The organism is Butyricimonas sp. RTP31003st1_G1_RTP31003_210430 (genome assembly GCF_040920905.1).
Lineage (GTDB): Bacteria > Bacteroidota > Bacteroidia > Bacteroidales > Marinifilaceae > Butyricimonas > Butyricimonas paravirosa.
Genome location: NZ_JBCOSQ010000005.1, coordinates 44,577 through 59,417, shown reverse-complemented (window position 1 = coordinate 59,417; position 14,841 = coordinate 44,577). Strand labels below are relative to the sequence as shown.

The 14,841-nt window shown below is 42.0% G+C and carries 16 protein-coding genes; 9 read left to right on the top strand and 7 right to left on the bottom strand.

The genetic code is table 11. The features are described from left to right. Nucleotides 1-93 precede the first annotated feature (93 nt). The 8 genes from thrS to AB5542_RS02685 all read left to right on the top strand — a co-directional run bounded on the left by thrS (nucleotide 94) and on the right by AB5542_RS02685 (nucleotide 7,921). Nucleotides 94-2,046, top strand: a complete 1,953-nt coding sequence (gene thrS, locus AB5542_RS02720; RefSeq protein WP_117775061.1) for a threonine--tRNA ligase — start codon at nucleotides 94-96, stop codon at nucleotides 2,044-2,046. A 32-nt stretch (nucleotides 2,047-2,078) separates the two neighbouring features. Beyond that, nucleotides 2,079-2,612 carry a translation initiation factor IF-3 gene (infC, locus tag AB5542_RS02715; protein WP_027200084.1) on the top strand — a complete coding sequence of 178 codons (534 nt, stop codon included), beginning with the start codon at nucleotides 2,079-2,081 and terminating at the stop codon, nucleotides 2,610-2,612. A 167-nt stretch (nucleotides 2,613-2,779) separates the two neighbouring features. Next, complete coding sequence (gene rpmI, locus AB5542_RS02710; protein ID WP_027200085.1) at nucleotides 2,780-2,974, top strand: 50S ribosomal protein L35; 195 nt, start codon at nucleotides 2,780-2,782, stop codon at nucleotides 2,972-2,974. An 85-nt stretch (nucleotides 2,975-3,059) separates the two neighbouring features. Continuing rightward, nucleotides 3,060-3,413: a 50S ribosomal protein L20 gene (rplT, locus tag AB5542_RS02705; RefSeq protein ID WP_027200086.1), complete on the top strand. Its 354-nt coding sequence runs from the start codon at nucleotides 3,060-3,062 to the stop codon at nucleotides 3,411-3,413. Between the two features lie 101 nt (nucleotides 3,414-3,514). Beyond that, entirely contained in the window at nucleotides 3,515-4,234 is a 720-nt protein-coding gene (gene dapB / locus AB5542_RS02700) for a 4-hydroxy-tetrahydrodipicolinate reductase (RefSeq protein WP_270542044.1), read from the top strand. 172 nt (nucleotides 4,235-4,406) lie between these two features. Next, nucleotides 4,407-5,786, top strand: a complete 1,380-nt coding sequence (gene lepB, locus AB5542_RS02695) for a signal peptidase I (protein ID WP_270542045.1) — start codon at nucleotides 4,407-4,409, stop codon at nucleotides 5,784-5,786. Nucleotides 5,787-5,856: 70 nt separating this feature from the next. Continuing rightward, the gene (locus AB5542_RS02690; protein WP_087420428.1) at nucleotides 5,857-7,197 is read left to right on the top strand and encodes a PhoH family protein; all 1,341 of its coding nucleotides are present in this window, start codon (nucleotides 5,857-5,859) and stop codon (nucleotides 7,195-7,197) included. A 109-nt stretch (nucleotides 7,198-7,306) separates the two neighbouring features. Continuing rightward, nucleotides 7,307-7,921, top strand: coding sequence for a LysE family translocator (locus AB5542_RS02685; RefSeq protein WP_270542046.1), 615 nt, complete (start codon nucleotides 7,307-7,309; stop codon nucleotides 7,919-7,921). Here the strand turns inward: AB5542_RS02685 and AB5542_RS02680 are convergent, their stop codons facing one another. Further along, nucleotides 7,922-8,875 carry a GNAT family N-acetyltransferase gene (locus AB5542_RS02680; RefSeq protein WP_087420427.1) on the bottom strand — a complete coding sequence of 318 codons (954 nt, stop codon included), beginning with the start codon at nucleotides 8,873-8,875 and terminating at the stop codon, nucleotides 7,922-7,924. A 13-nt stretch (nucleotides 8,876-8,888) separates the two neighbouring features. Next, nucleotides 8,889-9,704, bottom strand: a complete 816-nt coding sequence (locus AB5542_RS02675; protein WP_087420426.1) for a glycerol acyltransferase — start codon at nucleotides 9,702-9,704, stop codon at nucleotides 8,889-8,891. Nucleotides 9,705-9,850: 146 nt separating this feature from the next. On the opposite strand from AB5542_RS02675, the gene AB5542_RS02670 reads away from it, so the two are divergent. Then, on the top strand, nucleotides 9,851-11,539 hold the full coding sequence (locus AB5542_RS02670) for a tetratricopeptide repeat protein (protein WP_279037328.1): 1,689 nt from the start codon (nucleotides 9,851-9,853) through the stop codon (nucleotides 11,537-11,539). 146 nt (nucleotides 11,540-11,685) lie between these two features. Here the strand turns inward: AB5542_RS02670 and ruvC are convergent, their stop codons facing one another. From ruvC to rplU, 5 genes are all read right to left on the bottom strand, one after another. Beyond that, complete coding sequence (ruvC, locus tag AB5542_RS02665) at nucleotides 11,686-12,240, bottom strand: crossover junction endodeoxyribonuclease RuvC (protein WP_087420425.1); 555 nt, start codon at nucleotides 12,238-12,240, stop codon at nucleotides 11,686-11,688. Between the two features lie 52 nt (nucleotides 12,241-12,292). After that, nucleotides 12,293-12,595 carry a DUF4286 family protein gene (locus AB5542_RS02660; protein WP_279037324.1) on the bottom strand — a complete coding sequence of 101 codons (303 nt, stop codon included), beginning with the start codon at nucleotides 12,593-12,595 and terminating at the stop codon, nucleotides 12,293-12,295. Between the two features lie 101 nt (nucleotides 12,596-12,696). Further along, entirely contained in the window at nucleotides 12,697-13,971 is a 1,275-nt protein-coding gene (gene serS, locus AB5542_RS02655) for a serine--tRNA ligase (RefSeq protein WP_087420423.1), read from the bottom strand. 138 nt (nucleotides 13,972-14,109) lie between these two features. Next, entirely contained in the window at nucleotides 14,110-14,370 is a 261-nt protein-coding gene (gene rpmA / locus AB5542_RS02650; RefSeq protein ID WP_087420422.1) for a 50S ribosomal protein L27, read from the bottom strand. 32 nt (nucleotides 14,371-14,402) lie between these two features. Continuing rightward, entirely contained in the window at nucleotides 14,403-14,714 is a 312-nt protein-coding gene (rplU, locus tag AB5542_RS02645; protein WP_027200098.1) for a 50S ribosomal protein L21, read from the bottom strand. Between the last annotated feature and the right edge of the window lie 127 nt (nucleotides 14,715-14,841).

The window sequence follows — 14,841 nt, the reverse complement described above, 5'->3', positions numbered from 1 at the left end:
TGTTTAAGCCGGGCTTTTTCTTTGATATTCCGATGTTTTTTTATAATTTTGCGGTTCGTAAATTACAAAGAGTAATAACTAAAAGAAAGCAGAATGGTAAAGATTAAATTTCCCGATGGGAATGTAAAAGAGTTCGAGTCCGGGGTAACCGGCATGGACATAGCTAAGTCGATTAGCCATAAGCTGGCTAAGGAAGTGTTGTCTATATCCGTAAATGGCGTCACGTGGGATTTGATGCGCGGTATAACAACAGACTCCGAGATTAAGCTATATACATGGGACGATGAAGAGGGACGCCATGCTTTCTGGCACTCATCTGCACACCTTATGGCAGAAGCTTTGCAGGCTATTTACCCGAATATCAAGTTCGGTATCGGTCCGGCAATTGAAAATGGTTTCTACTATGACGTGGACCCGGGAGAAGGTGTTGCTATCCAAGAGAAAGATTTGGTGGAGATTGAGAAGAAAATGTTGGAATTGGCAAGAAAGAACGAGGAGTATTGCAGGATAGACGTTAGTAAGCAAGAGGCGTTGAATCATTTTTCATCGCTCAATGAAACATATAAAGTAGAGTTAATCAACGATTTGGAAGACGGAACAATCACGTATTACCGTCAGGGTGATTTCACGGACTTGTGCCGCGGACCACACTTGCCCAATACATCCTATATCAAAGCTATCAAGTTGACTTCAGTTGCCGGGGCATACTGGAGAGGGAACGAACATAACAAGATGTTAACCCGTATATACGGTATCACTTTCCCGAAACAGAAAATGCTGGACGAATGGCTGGTATTGATGGAGGAGGCAAAACAACGCGATCACCGTAAGATTGGTAAGGAAATGGAGTTGTTCATGTTCTCGCAAGCGGTTGGTTCGGGACTTCCGATGTGGTTGCCGAAGGGAGCCATGTTGAGAGATCGTCTGGAAGCTTTCTTGCGCAAGGTACAGAAGAAGTACGGTTACGAGCAGGTGATCACCCCGCATATCGGTAACGTGAACTTGTACAAGACTTCAGGACATTTCCAGAAGTACGGTAAAGATAGTTTCCAGGTCATCACGACCCCGCAAGAAGGCGAGGAATTCATGTTGAAACCGATGAACTGCCCGCACCACTGCGAGATGTACAAATTCAAACCGCGGTCTTATAAGGATCTTCCGGTTCGTTTTGCAGAATTCGGTACGGTGTATCGCTACGAGCAGAGCGGGGAATTGCACGGGTTGACAAGGGTTCGCGGGTTCACGCAGGATGATGCTCACTTGTTCTGTACGCCCGATCAGTTGAAAGAGGAATTCAAGAAAGTAATCGACATTATTTTCACGATATTCAAAGCGTTGAGTTTCGAGAATTTCACCGCGCAGGTTTCTTTGAGAGACCCGAATAATAAGGAGAAATACATCGGAACCGATGAAAACTGGGAGAAAGCCGAGAGTGCTATTATCGAGGCGGCTGCCGAGAAAGGATTGAAAACAACTGTCGAGTTGGGTGAGGCCGCATTCTATGGGCCGAAATTGGACTTCATGGTGAAGGATGCTATCGGGCGGAAGTGGCAGTTAGGAACGATCCAAGTGGATTATAACTTGCCGGAACGTTTCGAGCTGGAATACACGGGTGCTGATAACCAGAAACATCGTCCGGTAATGATTCACCGGGCTCCGTTCGGAAGTATGGAGCGGTTCGTGGCCGTGCTGATCGAACACACAGGTGGAAAATTCCCGTTGTGGTTGACTCCGGACCAGGTCGTGGTACTCCCGATCAGTGAAAAATACAACGATTATGCTCAAAAAGTTGTAAATTTCTTAAATAATTCCGACATTCGCACCGTTTTAGACGATCGTAACGAAAAGATTGGTCGTAAGATACGTGATAACGAGTTGAAAAAGATTCCTTACATGTTGATTGTCGGGGAACAGGAAATGAACGAAAATAAAGTTTCTGTTCGTCGTCAAGGAGAGGGAGACAAAGGAGCTATGACAACGGAAGAATTCGCAGAAATGATAAATAAAGAGGTAGAAGCTCAGTTGAACTCTATCTACAATGAATAATAATAAAAGGAGGATTAATTATAGCAAGAACAATGGAAATTAGGGGCAGAGGTCAAAATGACAAGCCACAGCACAGAGTGAACGAGCAAATTCGGGCTGCTTCTGTGAGAGTCGTTGGTGAAAATGTAGAAGCGGGTGTTTATCCTTTAAAAGAGGCTTTAGCCATGGCTGAAGCTGCCGGAGCTGATCTGGTAGAGATATCCCCAAATGCCGATCCACCTGTATGCAGGATCATTGATTACAGCAAGTTCCTGTATCAGTTGAAGAAAAAGCAGAAAGAGATTAAAGCCAAGAGCGTGAAGGTCGTTGTAAAGGAGATCCGTTTCGGGCCTCAAACAGACGATCATGATTTCAATTTCAAGTTGAAACACGCGATCGGGTTCCTGCAAGAAGGTGCGAAGGTAAGAGCCTACGTGTTCTTCAAAGGGCGTTCGATCCTGTTTAAAGACCAGGGGGCTGACTTGTTGGAACGCTTTGTTAATGCGTTGGAAGATTACGGGAAACTGGAATCCGCTCCCATGCTTGAGGGAAAGAAAATGATCGTGGTTATTGCTCCTAAGAAATAATGGAAGTTTAGAGTTTAAAGTTTAGAATTTAGAATGAATAGATCCGCGAATCTAAAATCATTCCATCATTGGATTTTTCAATCTGAAATCTAAAATCATTAAATCTAAAATCGATAAGGGATATTTTATAATTACATATATTCTGAAACAAATTAAAATTAGAACAAATGCCAAAGATGAAGAGTGTGAGCAGTGCAAAGAAAAGATTTACTTTGACTGCTACCGGGAAGATTAAGAGAAAACATGCTTTTAAAAGTCATATTTTGACCAAAAAAGCAACCAAGAGAAAAAGAAATTTGACTCATACAGCTATCGTTGACGTGGCTAACGACGCAACCGTGAGAAAAATGCTTTGTATCTAAGAAATTTAAAAAAAACAGTAATTAACCAGGATGTTACGCTAGTTAAGTTCCTTGAGGGACGCTAACATTCAAAAAACAAAAGATTATGCCAAGAGCTAAAAATGCCGTTGCTTCAAGAGCACGTAGAAAAAAGGTTTTAAGTCAAACCAGAGGTAACTTTGGTGCAAGAAAAAATGTCTGGACGGTTGCCAAAAACACGTATGAAAAAGGCTTAACGTACGCGTACCGTGACAGAAAGAAGAAAAAATCAGAATTTAGAGCGTTGTGGATTCAGAGAATTAACGCCGCAGTTAGAATGGAAGGTTTGTCTTACTCTAAGTTTATGGGCTTAGTTCATAAAGCAGAGGTAAACATGAACCGTAAAGTTCTGGCTGATCTGGCTATGAATCAACCGGAAGCTTTCAAAGCAATCGTTGCGAAAGTGAAAGAGTTAGCTTAGTAATTATAAAATATCAGAAAAGGCTGCCCTCGGGTGGCCTTTTTTTATTTTTAAATATTACCTTTGTAAGACAGTGGTACATTATTTTTTAATTCAATATAATGAAGATTGCATTACTTGGATACGGGAAAATGGGGAAAACGATAGAGCGTGTGGCTCGTGATCGCGGGCATGAAGTCGTGTTGGTCGTGGATGAGAATAACCGGGCTACATGTACGGATGATCAATTGAAACAGGCTGATGTCGCGATTGAATTTACAACCCCGGCCGTGGCAGTCGATAATTATAATTGGTGTTTCCGTAATCATGTTCCGGTGGTATCCGGTACGACGGGATGGCTGGAAAGATGGAGCGAAGTGATGATGTCACGCGAGCAATTAGGGGGAGCATTTTTTTACGCATCCAATTATAGTATCGGGGTGAATATATTTTTTCATCTGAATCGTTGGCTGGCACAGACCATGGCTCGATTTTCCGATTATAAAGTTTCTGTCGAGGAAACCCATCACATCCACAAGCTGGATGCTCCCAGTGGAACAGCCATTACTTTGGTAAAAGATATTTTGGAAGAGCATCCGGAATACTCGTCTTGGGTACTGGATGAAGGAAAGGTCGGTGCGGGAGAATTGCCTGTAAAAGCCAAAAGAGAAGGTGAAGTTCCGGGGATTCACACGGTAACTTATAAATCGAACGTGGATGAAATCCAGATATACCATTCCGCTTATTCCCGGGATGGTTTTGCCCAGGGAGCCGTGATGGCGGCTGAATTCCTGATGGGGAAAAAAGGTGTTTTTGGAATGGATGACTTGTTGAAAATTTAGAATGAAAACTGAAATAACAAACTCCCTCCCCCCTTCGGGGTACTCCCTCTATAAACAGAGGGAGAGTTGAATGCTCCCTGTCTTGGGGAGAGGTTACCAGCTCCTCCTCTGTTTATAGAGGAGGTGGCAGCGAAGCTGACGGAGGAGTTTAATTTAATAAATCAAGAAATATATGAGTAGGATATTGACAAATAAATGGTTTAAATTAGGGTGCGTTCTTTTCGTGTACCTGCTGTGGACGTTATGGATCGGGAGCTGGTGGTTGTTATTAGGTGTGCCTGTTCTGTTTGATATTTATATCACGAAGAAGGTGCATTGGGCTTTCTGGAAGAAGAAAGGAGTGGAAAAACAGACCAAGACGGTGGAGTGGATCGATGCTTTGATCTTTGCTATTATCGCGGCTACATTGATTCGTATGTTTTTCTTCGAGGCGTACACGATCCCGACTTCCTCTATGGAGAAGTCCATGCTGGTCGGGGATTATCTTTTCGTGAGCAAAGTGGCTTACGGACCGAAATTACCTAATACCCCGTTGTCAGTACCGTTTACTCATCATACCCTGCCTTTCACCCAGTCAACGAAAGCTTATTCAGACTTGATTCAATGGCCTTACAAACGGATTGCCGGGTTGGGAGAGATTAAACGTGAAGATATTGTCGTGTTTAACTTCCCGGCGGGGGATACGGTAGTCGTCGGAAGGGAAAACCCGGATTACTATTCGCAAATCAGGGGACAGGAGGCTGCTATTCGGTATGTGGCACAAGAGAAGGGATTGAGTGTAACCCCGGAGGAGGCCTGGTCTATCGCTCGTAAACAGATTTGGCGGGAGAACGAGATTATCGCCCGTCCGGTAGATAAGCGGGAGAATTACATCAAGCGATGCGTCGGGATTCCGGGGGATGTTCTGGAAATGAAGGATGCCGTACTTTACGTGAACGGGAAGAAGTTGGAGGATAAAGATAAAATGCAATATAATTATGATATTATCGTGAATTCTCCCTTTAATAAGGTAAAGTTGCAAGAGATGGGGATTTCCATGGAAGATATTAATGGTGGTTATATGGGGAATAATCATTACGTGTTGCCTCTGACGGTTGAAATGGTGGAGAAAATTAAGAAAATGCCGAACGTTCTGTCGGTGAATCATCAGGAGGATGATGGACAAATATTCCCGTATAGCCCGAATTACCCGTGGACCCGTGATAATTTCGGACCGTTACCGATCCCAAAGAAAGGGGAAACTATTAACCTGACGTTGGAAAATCTGCCGCTTTATGACCGTATTATCGGGGCATACGAGGAGAATAAACTGGAGGTAAAGGATTCCGTTATATATATTAATGGCGCCCCGGCAGATAAATATACTTTCAAGATGAACTACTACTGGATGATGGGGGATAACCGTCACAATTCGGCTGACTCTCGTTACTGGGGATTTGTTCCTGAAGATCATATTGTCGGGAAAGCTTATTTTATCTGGCTTTCTCTGGATAAGGATAAATCCTTCCTAGGTAAGATACGTTGGAACAGGATGTTCCGGTTCATACATTAAAAAAAGCGGCATGTGCCGCTTTTTTTGTTATTATATTTTGTAACTTGTCATTGTTTTAAAAAATTACATTATGACTAAAACTAAAAATAAGAAAACATTTGTATTAGATACGAATGTGATTTTACACGATTACAGATCCATCTACAATTTCGAGGATAATGATATTGTTATTCCAATCACGGTATTGGAGGAGTTAGATAAGTTTAAACGCGGGAATGACCAGATTAATTACCATGCCCGTGAGTTTGTCAGGGAATTGGATCAGATTTCCGGATCAGATTTTTTTCTAAAAGGAGCGCCGTTAGGTAAGGGAAGAGGGCGTTTGTTTATCCAGACGGGAGTGCCTTTCTCTCCCAAAATGAATGATTCTTTTAGCGAGGATATTCCCGATCATCGAATATTGGCTATTGCTGAATATATAACAGAGAAGAGAGAAGGAGAAAAGGTCGTTTTGGTGTCGAAAGATATGAATTTGAGGATGAAAGCGAGGTCTCTGGGAATTTTGGCAGAGGACTACAAGACCGATCAGGTGAAGGACTTGGAAGTGTCGTTAAACAAGTGTATAGAGACAAAAGAGGATTTCTCTCAAGAGTTGATCGCAAAGCTTTACGAAAGCGGGGAGGCAGGAGTTCCGGTAGAGACGTTTTTCCCGAAGGAAGAAATTAAAGGAAATAATTACTATATATTGAAGAATGGTAGTAATTCGGTATTGGCTTGTTATGATCCCGTCCGGAAAGTGGTGCGGAAAGTGGAGAAACTAAATACTTTCGGCATTTACCCGAAGAATTCGGAGCAGGCGTTTGCTCTGGATGCCTTAATGAATCCGAATATCTCGTTGGTAGCATTGAGCGGTAAGGCCGGTACGGGAAAGACATTATTGGCTTTAGCGGCAGCTTTGCAACAAAACAAGGCATTCGAGCAAATTTACTTGGCACGTCCGATCGTGGCCTTGTCAAACAAGGATTTGGGGTATTTGCCGGGGGATGTGAACGAGAAAGTTAGCCCGTACATGCAGCCTTTATTTGATAATCTGGCCGTGATCAAGCACCGTTATAATATGCATAGCCAGGAAAACCGGTTGATTGAGGATATGTTGAAAGATGAACGTCTGGTGATTTCGGCACTGGCCTATATCAGGGGGCGGAGTTTGTCAAATGTCTTTTTCATCGTGGATGAAGCGCAGAATCTTACACCACATGAGGTAAAGACGATCATCACTCGTGCAGGAGAGGGCGTGAAGATGGTATTCACGGGAGATATTGACCAGATAGACTCTCCTTACTTGGATCGACAATCGAATGGTTTATCGCATTTGTTTGACCGTATGCAGGGGCAGGATATTTTTGCCCACGTGCATCTGGAGAAGGGAGAGAGAAGTTACCTGGCAGAAGTGGCAAGTAACTTGCTGTAAAGATAAAAACTAAAAGATAAAAGCTAAAAGTTCAATGATTTAGGACTGTTAGCTTTTATCTTTTGGGCTAAACTTTTATCTTTTAGTTTTCAACTTTTAGTTTTTTCAAGTGAATATACTGGGTTTTTTAAGTGCGGCTATTTTATTGACTTTGATGCCGGGGCCGGATATTTTATTCGTGATCACGCAAAGTATTACCCGGGGAAAGAAAGCGGGAATTATTTTTGCTTGCGGGTTGTGTACGGGGTTGATCGCTCACACGGCGGCTGTGAGTCTGGGACTTTCTTTGATTTTATATAATTCTCCGGTGGCATTCAGCGTACTGAAATACATGGGGGCGGCTTACTTGATTTATTTGGGCGTGAAATCATATATCCACCGGAAGGAAAATTCGTTGGCTTTGCCGACTGCTACCGGGGTAGAATATAAACTGTACCGGAAGGGAATTCTGATGAATATACTGAATCCGAAGGTGCTGTTGTTCTTTATTGCATTTTTTCCCCAGTTTGTAAGTCCTGCCACGGAGAACCCGGCAGGAGAGTTACTGATACTGGGATTGCTTTTTATGGCACAGGCCATTGTTATATTCACGTTGGTAGCCTTGCTGGCAGACCGGTTGTCACGTCGGTTGATGCAAAATGCTCGATTCTCGTTGATCATGCATATCATCGAATCGTTGGTCTATTTTGCCATCGGAATCAGTCTGATTTTCGTGACTGTTTGATCAGAATTTTCTTAACCGAAGTATTCGAGGTATATAGGTCGAGATGTGACGGGCTTTCTTGGTTTCGTATACATCTGCAATCTTGATCAGAATTGCTGTTTCTTCCACACCACCAAAGCCCGGGTTTATGGCTGTCCCAAAGGATTTCATGGAAGGTGACAGGCTCATGTAGGCATTTACTAAGGGTGGGATATTTTCTCCATGTTCCCGGACGTAACGAGAGAGGATTCGATAATCCTCGTCATAATTATTTCCGCAGAGTATTTTCCCAAGTTTATTATCATCAATATGAATTTCCAATGGAGTGATCGGCTCGACAAGTCTTTCCGTATCTTTGAAGTACTTCCGCATAAAGAATAAGATCATGTCACGAGCCTCTATATTGAAACTGGTGTACATGGTTACTTTCCCGAAGAAGTATTCCATACCCGGATTCTCCACGGTAAGAGCGCCCAGACCGTCCCACAAGTTATCCAAAGCGAACAGGGATTTGCGTCCCATTTTTGTAGACTGGTACAAAGGTTGTACGAAAGAACGCCCCAACTCAATCATTTTAGTGAGATATTGCTTTTTGAAGGCCTCGGAGAAACGGAATAATTCAGTCGTGGCCAAGTTGGGTTCTCCCTCTTGATTTAAAGGAAGGTTGTCACATAAAATATATCGGTACCCGCCTAGGATTTCCTGCTCTTTCGGGTCCCATACGATTAATTGCTGGTAGGGAACCTGCTCGTCAACATCAAATGGATCAATGTCTACCTCTTTTCCAGTACCGCCCCCGGCAGTCCTGAAGGTTAATTCCCGTAATCTTCCCACCTCTTTCATCAGGTTAGGACTGTTGAAAGCATTAAACGAGTAAATCTCGTTTCCCCCTTTGTTGGTTTTACGAATGAATCTTTCTTCTGTCAGTTCTGCTAATAATTTCGCTTTGTTTACAGGATAGATGACTGGTTGCATAGTTTATGTAGATCTATAATTGGTAGACAATATTCTTTATCTCTTCCGCCCATTCTTTCGGTGTTTTACTTTTATCTAGGGTTTCCCATTTAATGGGTTTCCCGATGACAAGTGTAAAAGTTGAACCTTTCTTGTTGAATGTTTCCTTGGGGAGATACATCATTTCCAGATTAACCTTTAGTCCTATTTTGGTACGAAAGTTTGCTAAATTATAAAAGAATTTTGAATTTTCCGCTTTTACCCGTATCGGAATAATGTCCCGTTGGTATTTAACAGCTTTAACCACGAAACTTTTTTGCCATTCCAAATCTTTAACCACGCCTTTAACTTTGCGGCTTACCATTCCGGCAGGGAAGGTGATGATCTGGGCATCGGAGGCAAACGCATTTTCCAAATCCACGGCAGCTTCTTTGGCTAAGGCTCCGTGTTTGTTAACCGGTAAAAAGATATTATTCAGATTCTTGAGATTCATGAGTAAATCGTTTACCGGGAATTTAAGCTTTTTATATATTTTCCCCAAGAAAGAGATCAGAATGATACCGTCCGGTCCACCGAGAGCGTGATTTGCGGCAAAAATATAGCGTCCGTCGGGGGCAGGTAAATTCTCTTTACCTTCGATGATGTAAGAAATATCAAGATATTCCAAGATACCTTCGGCAAAATCCAAGCCTTTTTGATCCCCGTATTTAGAGATGAAGTCGTTGATCTGGTCTTGGCAGATCACTCGTTTTAAAAATGAATAAACGAATTTCGGAATCCAGCGGGCTAACTTCGGATTCTTACTTTTGAAAAGTTGTTCAATATATATCGGTTTAACAGTTTCTTCCATAATAAATGTGAATTGAATCTCCTTGTTTCAAAACTTTTGACAAAGATAAAAAACCTTATTCAATAAAATTCGTTAGAGAGGATATGAATTGAAAAATATGAACATTTTTAATGGATAGAATAAGTTAAACGCAAAAAAAGAGAACTATGAGAAAATTATCTTTGATAACGAGTGGAGTTATTTTGATGCTCTCTTTCTTGATGGTGGGGTGTAATACCATGAAGAAGTTGGAGAGAGAGGCCATCGAAACGGCAATTGTGGGGAAAGTTTCTCCTCAGCAGTTGACTGCGGTGGATGGGGTTGTGAATTTTAATTATAATATTGCTTTTGCTCCCAGGCAGTTTTATAAAAAGTTAATTTTGAAAGTGACTCCTAAAATGCAATATCCCGGTGGGGAAGAAGCGATGGAACCGCTTTATTTCCAAGGTGAGAAGGTGAAGGGTACCAATTACCCGGTGGTGGAATACAAAGGAAACACGCTGGGAACTTATAATTTATCATTCCCTTATCGTGACGGTATGCAAAAAGGGGTACTAATCGCTGATATTGAGGCGATCATGGGAAATAAAACTGTTGCGTTTACTCCGGCTATATTAAATACGAATGGGGTGAAGGAATGGAAAACATATATGTATTCTCTACCGAACAATCCGGATGCAATTCCTTTGTTTACCGAAACTTTTGTGAAAGATGTTCCGGCAACAGGTGTGGGAATTATTAGCGGGTACGTGTTATTCCCCTTATCTAAATCCGTGATTACAGATGCGCAGAAAAAATCGTCTGTCATGACACAGGCTGCTCAAGAAATGAAGAAAATTCTGGCAGACAAAAATGCCAAGATTACAAATATGTTAATGTACGTTTCCAGCTCCCCGGAAGGACCGGAAAGATTAAACAAGAACTTGACCACGAATCGTTTCAATACGGCCAAGGCTTATTTCATGAAAGATTTGGGATTGGCTAACACGCCGATGGCAAAAGATACTAAATTTATCGTTTCCAACACGGTGAGCGAGAATTGGGAAGGTCTGTATATGTTGTTGAATGATTCCAACTTGAAGAATAAGGCACAAATCGTGAAGGATTTGCAGAATGCCCCGAATTTACAGAAACGGGAGGCTGTTTTGGAATCGTATATTAAGACTGTACCGGAATTGAAAGATGTGATTCTTCCGACATTGCGTCGGGCTGATTTCTACATTTTCTATACCGTGCCTGAAGTGATGCAGGTGGAGGATCAGGTGACAACTTATTACGTACCTCAATTACAAGAGACTTCAGTTTTGTCAGCTCGTACGGATGTAAATTTGTTGAATGATTTGGCTGTCATTGCTATTCGTAACAAAGATTACAGAAAAGCTAGAAAGTTATTGGAATCGGCAGCTGTAATTAATCAAAAACCGGAAGTGCTGAATAATCTTGGTATTGTTTATCAAAATGAAGGGAATAATACTCAGGCTAAAGATATGTATACGAAAGCTTCTATAAAGAATGAGGCGAAGTATAATTTGGGAATGTTGTTATTGAAAGATAAAGAGTACAATAAAGCTATTCCTTACTTGAAAGCGATGCCGAATGTGAATCTGGCTTACGCTCAGTTGATGGCTAATGATAATCGTGCCGCTTTGGAGACATTGAAGAAGTTGAATCTGACGGAAGGGTACGAGTATTACATGATGGCCGTGGCTGCAGCAAGAGTAAAAGATGTACAGGTAATGGCTGTTGCTTTACAGAAAGCTATACAACTTGACCCGCAATTGAAAGAGAGGGCAAGTACTGATAAAGAATTTTATCCTTACGCTCAAGAAAGTATTTATTTGGATATTGTTGATTAAAATTGTTTGACTTTGCATTTTAAATCGGGCCATAGCTCTCGCTACGGCCCGATTTGTTACAGGTTACAAGTTTGCAAGTTACAAGTTATGACGAACCTGTAACCTGTTAACTTGTAACCTGTAACTTTGTGAAACAATTCATTGTTTCACAAAACCTTATCCGGATTCTGTTTGATGAAGTCACCCCAATCCTTGCATTTGGGATTTCCCGTGGTGGGTAAGTTGCCTTGTAGGTGGTGGCAATAGGCGATGGCGATGGCGTCTGTTTCATCCAAGGTGGAAATGGTGGTCGGTATCGTCATGAATTTGCCTAGCAAAAGGGCAATCTGCTCTTTGGAGGCCTCTCCTGTTCCCGTGATGCTCATTTTAATTTTCTTCGGGGCATATTCGAAAATGGGAATATTCCGTTGTAGAGCGGCTGCGATGGCTACACCTTGTGCCCGTCCGAGTTTCAGCATAGATTGGATGTTCTTACCGTAGAATTGTGATTCGATAGCCAATTCGTCCGGATGGTAAGAATCAATGACTTGCAATGTGCGTTGAAATACTCTTTGCAGTTTGAGATACGGATCGGTCATTTTTTTCATGTCAACGACTCCCGACACGACAAGTTCCGGTTTACAATTCTTTCCGGTTGTTTTAAGAATTGCATATCCCATGAAGTTTGTACCGGGGTCTATCCCCATGATTAATTTTTCCATCTATCAGTTTTAGATTACAAATATAGCGAAAATCTGTCAGAATTTCGATTTATTAAATCTCTTCGAGAGTGGTACTGAAATATAAAAGATTCTCCCCGAACACATCTACCAGCATGTGCAATAACCTGTCCTTGTAGTTTTCTATAAAGATGGTGTATTCTTCGGCAGAAGGGAATATGAGTTGTAGGGATAGGGACAGGCCTTCTCCTTCACGAATCATGACACGGGTAAATAGTATGTCATTACAAAGGTTTTTGCCTTTGAGATAAGCGATGTACCCACCCCGGATAACCTGAATGAATTCCTCTGCAATGTTTTCGTCAATACTGAATGTCGTGTTGTATATAAAGCGCATATTAAGCTAAAAGATAAAAACTAAAAGATAAAAGATAAAGTTAAAAACTAAAAGATAAAAGTTAATCCTTCACGGATCTTTTATCTTTTAGTTTTCAGTTTTTATCTTATATAGTCGGTACCCATAAACCCACGGAGTACATCCGGTACCCGGATACCTTCCGGAGTCTGGTTGTTCTCCAGCAAGGAGGCCACGATTCTCGGTAATGCCAGGGCGCTACCGTTTAGTGTGTGTACCATGGTCGTTTTCTTGTCTCCCTTATCCCGGAAACGTAGTTTCAGACGGTTTGCCTGATACTCTTCGAAATTGGAAACAGAGCTGACTTCCAGCCAACGATCCTGTGCTTTTGAATACACTTCAAAATCGAAGGTTAGGGCAGAGGTGAAACTCAAATCACCACCGCATAGACGTACAATACGATAAGGTAATCCTAACTTGATTAACAGTCCTTCCACGTGTTTCACCATGCCGTCGAGAGCCTCGTAAGACATTTCCGGACGGGTGATCTGCACGATCTCTACTTTATCGAACTGGTGCAGGCGGTTCAACCCGCGCACGTCTTTTCCGTATGATCCGGCTTCCCGGCGGAAACAGGCGGAGTAAGCCGTGTTTTTGATCGGTAACTGGTCGGCATCCACGATCATATCCCGGTAAAGGTTGGTTACAGGCACTTCTGCCGTGGGGATAAGATATAGTTTGTCCTCGTTCACGTAATACATCTGTCCGTCTTTATCGGGCAACTGCCCGGTACCGAAGCCTGAATCTTCATTAACGACAAGCGGGGGCTGCACTTCTTGATAGCCCGCTTTGGTGTTTTCTTCCAAGAAGAAGTAGATCAAGGCTCTTTGTAGACGGGCTCCCAACCCTTTGTAGACGGGGAATCCGGCACCCGTGATCTTCACACCTACTTCGAAATCAATCAACTGATACTTTTTCGCCAAGTCCCAGTGGGGAAGTTGTCCTTCTTCATGGGCAGGCACGTTATCACTGATTTTCACGATCACGTTGTCCGCATCACTCTTTCCGGGAGGTACGGAGTCATGTGGTAAATTCGGTAAACGAACGATGAGTGAGTTCAACTCGTTCTGGGTGCTATTATGTTGGGCAGTCAAGGCTGCAATCTCTTCTTTCAGACGGGTTGTATTAGCCCTTGCTTGCTCGGCTTCCTCTTTTTTCCCTTCTTTCATCAAGGAACCGATTTGCTTGGAGATGCTATTCATTTCGGATTGCTTGTTATCCGATTCTTTTTGTAAATTCTTTCTCTCGTTGTCGAGAGCGATAATCTTCTCAACTAATTCCTTGGCATCAAAGTTCTTCACGGCTAATTTCCGAATGACCGTGTCTTTGTTTTCCTGAATAAATTTAAGGTTTAGCATCTCTGGTAATTTTAAATTTTAGATTTTAATTTTAAATCATCGAAACGGGAACACGGATGTTCTTGTTTCGAGGTGTAAAAATAAAAAAAACTCCTGTACTTTGTAAGGACAGGAGCTTAAATATGTTCATTTTTCTACTTATTCAGCGATAGCCTCAATAGAAACGTAAGATTTGTTGTCTTGTTTTTTTCTGAAAACAACTTTTCCGTCGATCAATGCGAATAAGGTATGATCTCTACCGATACCCACGTTTAATCCCGGGTTGTGTACAGTTCCTCTTTGACGAACGATGATATTACCTGCTTTAGCAAATTGTCCGCCGTATACCTTTACTCCTAATCGTTTACTTTCTGATTCACGACCGTTCTTAGAGCTACCGACTCCTTTCTTGTGTGCCATATCGTTTTAAATTTTAGAAGTTACAAAATAAATTAAGCGTTGATAGCTTCGATTTGAATCTGGGTCATACATTGACGATGACCGTTTTTCTTACAATATCCTTTTCTTCTCTTTTTCTTGAAAACTATTACTTTGTCAGCTTTCACGTGAGATAATACCTTTGCCGTAACTTTAGCTCCTTCTACAACCGGAGTTCCGATTTTGATGTCACCTTCGTTGTCTACTAAAAGCACTTTGTCGAATTCAACTTGAGCGCCTTCTTCTGCAGTCAGTCTGTGAACATAGACTTTACGGTCTTTTTCAACTTTGAATTGTTGTCCTGCGATTTCTACAATTGCGTACATTGTTCTATTTCATTATTAAGTTAATACCGTGGGGTGGGATTCTTCCACTTGTTGTACCCCTGAGGTTAAATTTTCGCTCGGCAAAAGTAATAATTGTTTTTGTACGAACCAATAGTTTACCGAAGTT